A 5,698-nucleotide genomic window follows, 5' to 3' on the forward strand; every position below is an offset into this window, starting at 1 on the left:
GCCTCGTTCGAGGCTCAGAAATAGTACCCGCACCCTGGAAATCTGTCAACCCCCTCGCGTTGACTTGTTGCTCGTTCTTCGGGGTGACTTGGCAGATGACGTCTAGGACGGGATTTTTACGGTGATGCCGACCTGCGCCACCCAAGCGACGCCTTTATCTCCTCTTGGCCTGCGCCATTGCAGTAAAGGCAAGCAGCGGGACAGGTGCCATCCGCCCGCCGGGGGGCTACAATCAGGAGGATATGGCCGACATCAAAGTTCCTGTTTTTTCCGAATCGGTCAGCGAAGGCACGTTGCTGACCTGGCATAAGAAACCTGGCGAAGCAGTCAAGCGTGGTGAAGTGCTGGCTGAAATCGAGACCGACAAGGTCGTGCTGGAAGTCACCGCCCAGCAAGACGGCGTGCTGCAGAGCGTCGCCAAAAACGAAGGTGACACGGTGCTGAGCGAGGAAGTGCTGGGTGTGATGGGCGAAGGCGCAGCCGCAACCGATGCTCCGGCGAACACCACCGACGTGGCCGCTGGCCCGGTGGCGACCGAAACCTCGGCAGGTGGCACGGCGCAGCAGCCTGACAGCACCGGCACCCAGCCCACCGGGGAGCGGCGCGAAGACCTCTCGCCCGCCGTCCGCAAGATCGTCGAGGAAAAAGGCCTGGACGTCTCGCAGATTCCGGCCACCGGACCTAAGGGCAACATCACCAAAGCGGACGCCATGGGCGCTTCTGCACCTGCCAGCGCACCGGCACCTCAGGCCGCCGCGAAGCCTGCTCCGGCAGTCGCTCTGCCCGCTGGCGTGCGTCCTGAAGAGCGTGTGCCCATGACCCGCATCCGCTCGCGCATTGCCGAGCGCCTGAAGGAAGTGCAGAACACCGCCGCGCTGCTGACCACCTTCAACGAAGTGAACATGCAGCCCTCCATGGACCTGCGCAAGAAGTACCAGGACCAGTTCGTGAAGAAGCACGGCGTCAAGCTCGGTTTCATGAGCCTGTTCGTGCGGGCCGCCACCGAAGCCCTGAAAGCCTTCCCCGTCATCAACGCCAGCGTGGACGGCAAGGACATCATCTACCACGGCTTCTACGACATCGGTATCGCCGTGGCCTCCGAGCGCGGTCTGGTCGTGCCGATTCTGCGTGACACCGACCAGATGAGCCTCGCAGACATCGAAAAGGCCATCGCCGGGTACGCCGACAAGGCCCGCAGCGGCAAGCTGACCATGGAAGACATGGCGGGCGGCACCTTCTCGATCACCAACGGCGGCACCTTCGGCTCCATGATGAGCACCCCCATCATCAACGCGCCCCAGAGCGCCATCTTGGGCATGCACAACATCATTGAGCGCCCGATTGCCCAGAACGGTCAGGTCGTGATTGCCCCGATGATGTACCTCGCGCTGAGCTACGACCACCGCATCATCGACGGCAAGGAAGCCGTGCAGTTCCTGGTCACCATCAAGAACCTGCTGGAAGACCCGGCCCGCATGCTGCTCGACCTCTAATCCGTTTCAAGCTGTCAGACAGGCGGCTGGCCCCGAGCGGGCTGGTCGCTTTCTTTTTGCCGCGTCAGGGGCCTGTGAGACCACCAGAGCTACCCTGCGACCATGAGTTTGCAGGGGCGACTGGGCGGCGTGACCGCTGGACTGGACCTGAGCGGCGAGTGGGACGGGCAGGCTTTTCGCGGACATATCGGCGGTTATGTCGATGGACAGGACGTTCTTATCACGGCGGGACAGGGCGGCATTGCCGGGCGCGTGGGCGGCTACACACAGGGCTTCGACCTGGCGGCACACATTGAAGACCGCAGTCTCGTCGTGCGGCTGGGCAGCTATACCGAAGGGGTAGACGCACGGCTGAGCTTCGGTCAGGACGGAGCGGAGGGGCGCTACGGGTCGTTCACGGCGGGGCAGGACGTCAAACTGCGGCACTACGCCGGAGAAGTCCGGGGCCGCTTCGGGGGCGTCAGCGAGGGCATGGATTTCCGGCTGGATCTGGGCGACGTGCCGCTGCCGCTGGGTGCCCTGCTGGCGGTCTGTGCCTTTCGGGTGTGGCAATTGCGGACAGGGTAAGCCGGGGAGTTAAACAGCGGAACGCGGGTCAGAAGCGGTTGGCCTATGCTGCCAGGCATGACTGCCACACCGGGCCTGAAACTCCTGCTGATCGTTCCCCACCCCGACGACGAGGTGTACGGAGCCGCCGGAACCCTGATGGAATACATCGCGGCGGGCGAGTCCTGCGGGCTGGTGACGCTGACCCGGGGAGAGGCGGGGCGCACCCTGGGCCTGTGCAACGGCCCCGACGAACTGATGCGGATGCGCGAGGTCGAACTGGCCGCCTGCCTGGAGGTCATCGGCCTGACGACCACGCCGGGGAGTCTGCATGAGCAGCACCAGTTTCCCGACAAGTACCTGAAAGACCATCCGTTTGAGGAACTGGTCGAAACGGCCCGCGAAGCGATGGAGCGGCTGCGGCCCGAAATCGTGCTGACCTTCCCGCCCAACGGCAGCAACGGCCACCCTGACCATGTCACCACCCACCGCGCCGTCAAAGCCGCCTGGGACAGCTTGCCCCCGGCAGAGCGCCCGGTGCTGTGGTACTACGCCAGCGCCACTGCGCCCGAAAACGAGCAGCTCCGCGCCGAGTGGTTGCCGCCCAACATCGAGCGTGACGTGTCCGCCTTCGTGACCCGCAAGCTTCAGGCCATTGCCTGTCACCGCTCGCAGGCCCTCTCGACAGTGGACTTTATTCGCAAGTACCCGGAGCGCATCACCAGCGAAACGTTCTACGAAGTCGGAGCAAACCCTGAGGGCTGAAGGGAGGTCCTGAGACAGCCCACCTCTAAGCCCACCTGTCCAATCCTGTGAGCCAGCTGTCCAAACCTCCCAGGCAATAGGTGAGAATATTCACAAGAGCTTCTGAAGACGCATGCTAAATTTCCGCGCAAGTCGGAGATGGTTTTGAGCGAGTACCGAGGGGTTTCCAGAAGGAGACGTCTCAGACGACATCTTCTACCTTCTCCCGGCTGATACGGCTTTTTCATGCGTTTCTCATAGACCCTCACCTTTCCTGTTTCCAAAGGAGCCGCTATGCGTAAAGTTCTGCCCCTGTTCGCCGTCACCGCCGCCCTGCTGAGTGCCTGCGGGACACAGTCGGCCCCCCAGATTCAGGCCAGTACCGAACCCGGCGTCCATGCCAGCTCCGGCAAGCAGAACACCCTGAGCGGTCAGATTGTCGGCGGCACCATCAGCGCACGCGGCGCCCGTCCGTATCAGGTCGCCATGACCACGCCGCAGGGTTCGCAGTACTGCGGCGGCAGCCTGATCGCCAACAACTGGGTGCTGACGGCGGCGCACTGCGTTCAGGGCTCCTCCGCTTCCAGTATTCGTATCCGCGCCGGGGTCAACAAACTCAGCGACCCCACCCAGGGCCAGATTGTCGGCGTGAGCAACGTCTACGTCCACCCCAGCTACGGCGGTGTTTCCAGGGGCTACGACATCGCCCTGCTCAAGCTCAGCACCGCCGTCAACAACCCCTACGCCGCACCAGCCAAGCTGCCCAGCAACGCCATCGAGAGCATTCTGGACGTGAAGGGCAAATTCGCCGTCGTGTCGGGCTGGGGACTGACCCAGGGCAACGGCAGCCCCAGCGATGTGCTGCGTGAAGTCAGCCTTCCGATTACGCCCAACCCCGTGAGCTGTGGCGGCAGCAGCGCCCCGGCCAACACCATCTGCGGCGAGTACTACCAGGGCAAGGACTCCTGCAACGGCGACAGCGGTGGCCCCCTGGCCCAGACCTACAACGGCAGCTTCTACGTGCTGGGCATCGTGAGCTACGGCCCCACGGCCTGCACGGGCAACGGGATTTACACCCGCGTCAACGGCTACCTGAACTGGATTCAGCAGGTCAGCGGGATTACGCCCGACAGCAGCACCGCGCCGACCACGGGCACGACCCGCACCTACAGCGGCTCGGTCAGCCAGGGCTACGACAGCTACCAGCCCGGCAGCACCGGATTCTCCTACGCGGGCGGCACCATCCGGGGCAACCTGAGCGCCTCCAGCACCACCGACTTTGACCTCTACCTCCAGAAGAAGACCAGCACCGGCACCTGGGCCGACGTCGCCGCCAGCGAAAACAGCGGCAGCACCGAGAGCATTTCCTACAACGCGACGAGTGGCACCTACCGCTGGGCCATCTACGCCTACTCCGGCTCCGGCAGCTACTCGCTGACCGAAACCAAGTAAGAGCCAATCCGCTTGCACGCCCCTGCCGTTCGCGGTGGGGGTTTTTCCTCTTGAGACTTGTGCAAGTTTATGCAGATCCGTGAATTAAATTGAGTTGCTCCAGGGGATTCAGACGCCTTTCCGACAAAGGCCGACGTATACTTTTGCCATGACGAAGGCTGTCCGTTCAAGTAAGAAATCTGCCCCAGCGACCACCGGGGGCCGCTCCAAAAAGCCCCAACTTCAGCTGCACACCGCCGAAACCCTGCCCCGGCCCGTTCTGGCAGGGCGCGACTTTCTGAGCAATCTGGACATGACGCCCGCCGAACTGCGCGTGGTGCTGGACACCGCCCACAGCATGAAGGCGGGCGAGTGGCGCGAGGTCAAGCCACTCTCGGGCCTGTCGCTGGCACTGGTGTTTGAAAAGGCCAGTCTGCGAACGCGCACCACCTTCGACGTGGGCATGTACCAACTCGGCGGGCACGCCATTACCCTCAGCAATCAGGAAATCGGCCTGGGCACCCGCGAGCGTGTCTCGGACGTGGCCCGCAACCTGGAACGCTGGGTGGACGGTGTCATGGGCCGCGTCTACCTGCAGCAAACACTGGTGGAACTCGCGCAGCACGCCAGCATTCCAGTCATCAACGGCCTGAGCGACATGCTGCATCCGGCGCAACTGCTGGCCGACTACCAGACCATCGAGGAAGAATTCGGCCAGAATCTGGCGGGCAAGCGGGTGGTCTACATCGGGGACGGCAACAACCTCGCCAACAGCCACATTCACATGGGCATCCTGACCGGAACCGACGTGACGGTGGTGACGCCCGTGGGCTACGAACCGAACGCGGGCGTGCTGATGGACGCGGTCAAGGCGGGCGTGACCATCAACCTGACCAACGACCTCGCCGCCGTGCAGGGCGCGGACGTGCTGTACACCGATGTGTGGATTTCGATGGGCCAGGAAGCCGAGGCCGATATTCGCCGCCGGGCTTTTAGGGGCTATCAGGTGACGCCGGGGATGCTGGACACCATTGCCCCAGACGGCATTTTCCTGCACTGCCTGCCCGCCCACTACGGCGAGGAAACCGTGCCCGAAGCCACCGAGCACCCCAAGAGCCGCGTCTTCGACCAGGCCGAAAACCGCCTGCACGCGCAAAAGGCACTGCTCTACCACGTCATGGGCGCGATGAAGCCGAGGTGGTGAAAGAATCGGGCGTGCTTCCCGAACGGCTCGACCTCGTGAATGAACGCGACGAAGTGGTGGGCCAGATTTCCCGCGCTGACCCGGCCCTGCGCTGGCGCGACGTGCGGGTGGTGAACGCCTTTATCCGCAACCGTCGCGGCGAACTGTGGATACCGCGCCGCAGCCCGAGCAAAAGCCTGTACCCGAACGCGCTGGACGTGAGTGTGGGCGGGGCCGTGCAGAGCGGCGAGAGCTACCTGCAAGCCTTCGCCCGCGAAACTGCCGAGGAAGTGGGCCTGAA

Annotated in this window: 6 protein-coding genes; all 6 read left to right on the plus strand. The window is 63.7% G+C overall.

Annotated elements, in window-relative coordinates; translation table 11 throughout:
* The first annotated feature begins 242 nt into the window (after window positions 1-242).
* Window positions 243-1,493, plus strand: coding sequence for a 2-oxoglutarate dehydrogenase complex dihydrolipoyllysine-residue succinyltransferase (odhB, locus tag Q4C89_RS13615; RefSeq protein ID WP_303103166.1), 1,251 nt, complete (start codon window positions 243-245; stop codon window positions 1,491-1,493).
* A 102-nt stretch (window positions 1,494-1,595) separates the two neighbouring features.
* Window positions 1,596-2,060 (plus strand): hypothetical protein, encoded by a 465-nt coding sequence (locus Q4C89_RS13620; RefSeq protein WP_303103167.1) that lies wholly within the window; start codon window positions 1,596-1,598, stop codon window positions 2,058-2,060.
* A gap of 45 nt (window positions 2,061-2,105) precedes the next feature.
* Entirely contained in the window at window positions 2,106-2,804 is a 699-nt protein-coding gene (locus Q4C89_RS13625; RefSeq protein ID WP_303103168.1) for a PIG-L deacetylase family protein, read from the plus strand.
* Between the two features lie 273 nt (window positions 2,805-3,077).
* Window positions 3,078-4,235: a trypsin-like serine protease gene (locus tag Q4C89_RS13630; protein ID WP_368493241.1), complete on the plus strand. Its 1,158-nt coding sequence runs from the start codon at window positions 3,078-3,080 to the stop codon at window positions 4,233-4,235.
* A 148-nt stretch (window positions 4,236-4,383) separates the two neighbouring features.
* Complete coding sequence (gene argF / locus Q4C89_RS13640) at window positions 4,384-5,418, plus strand: ornithine carbamoyltransferase (protein ID WP_303103169.1); 1,035 nt, start codon at window positions 4,384-4,386, stop codon at window positions 5,416-5,418.
* A gap of 11 nt (window positions 5,419-5,429) precedes the next feature.
* On the plus strand, window positions 5,430-5,698 hold a 269-nt coding region (locus Q4C89_RS13645), incomplete at its 3' end, for an NUDIX domain-containing protein (RefSeq protein WP_303103170.1).

Origin of the sequence: Deinococcus sp. (assembly GCF_030523985.1) — a bacterium.
Classification (GTDB): domain Bacteria; phylum Deinococcota; class Deinococci; order Deinococcales; family Deinococcaceae; genus Deinococcus.

Excerpts from the sequence above, each read along its gene's own strand:
- argF (WP_303103169.1), top strand. The coding sequence starts at position 4,384 with ATGACGAAGGCTGTCCGTTCAAGTAAGAAATCTGCCCCAGCGACCACC.
- Q4C89_RS13620 (WP_303103167.1), top strand. The coding sequence starts at position 1,596 with ATGAGTTTGCAGGGGCGACTGGGCGGCGTGACCGCTGGACTGGACCTG.
- odhB (WP_303103166.1), top strand. The coding sequence starts at position 243 with ATGGCCGACATCAAAGTTCCTGTTTTTTCCGAATCGGTCAGCGAAGGC.
- Q4C89_RS13630 (WP_368493241.1), top strand. The coding sequence starts at position 3,078 with ATGCGTAAAGTTCTGCCCCTGTTCGCCGTCACCGCCGCCCTGCTGAGT.
- Q4C89_RS13625 (WP_303103168.1), top strand. The coding sequence starts at position 2,106 with ATGCTGCCAGGCATGACTGCCACACCGGGCCTGAAACTCCTGCTGATC.